The sequence below is a fragment of the Geodermatophilus sp. SYSU D00779 genome (genome assembly GCF_054050595.1).
Genome location: NZ_JBJGZQ010000077.1, coordinates 1 through 595, shown reverse-complemented (window position 1 = coordinate 595; position 595 = coordinate 1). Strand labels below are relative to the sequence as shown.

Sequence of the window (595 nt, the reverse complement as noted above, 5' to 3'; positions counted from 1 at the left end):
CGCCGATGGTGTCGGCCAGCGCGTCGGGGTCGGCGGCGGCCGCCCGCAGCGGCTCCTCCAGCAACGTGACGTACTCGGTGAACAGGCGGACTGGGATGGGTTCGGGGGCGAGGAAGGCGGCCAGCTCCAGCAGCCGCACCGCGGCCGGGTCCTCGCACTCGAGTCGCTCCAGGGACAGCGCCCAGGCGGTGTCGAGCCGCTCGGCATAGCCCAGAACCTCGCCGCGGGCCAGCAGGCCGGCCCGGCGGGTGCGAAAGCGGCGCAGATAGTCCGCCGGCGGCAGGTCGGTCTGCTCCAGATAGCCGGCGGCCTGTGCGGCGGCCAATGGCAGATCGCCCAGCTCGGCGGCGAGCTCGTCGGCCAAATGATCGCTCAGGGCCGGGATGCGGGCCCGCAGCAGGGCGATGGTCTCCGCCCGGGCCAGCACGTCGACCTCCAGCCGGCCACCCAGCGCGCCCCAGCCGGGGTGTCTCGAGGTGATCAGCAGATGCCCGGCCCCGCCGGGCAGGTAGGCGGCGACGTCGGCCGGCCTCTCCGCGCTGTCAAAGACCAGCAGCCAGCGGTCCCGGCCGCGCAGCTCGGCCAGCAGCCGCTC

Annotated in this window: 1 pseudogene; it reads right to left on the bottom strand. The window is 75.0% G+C overall.

Annotated features, from left to right (window positions below):
• Positions 1-595: pseudogene (locus tag ACI79G_RS24980) on the bottom strand (FxSxx-COOH system tetratricopeptide repeat protein); the annotation flags it as partial.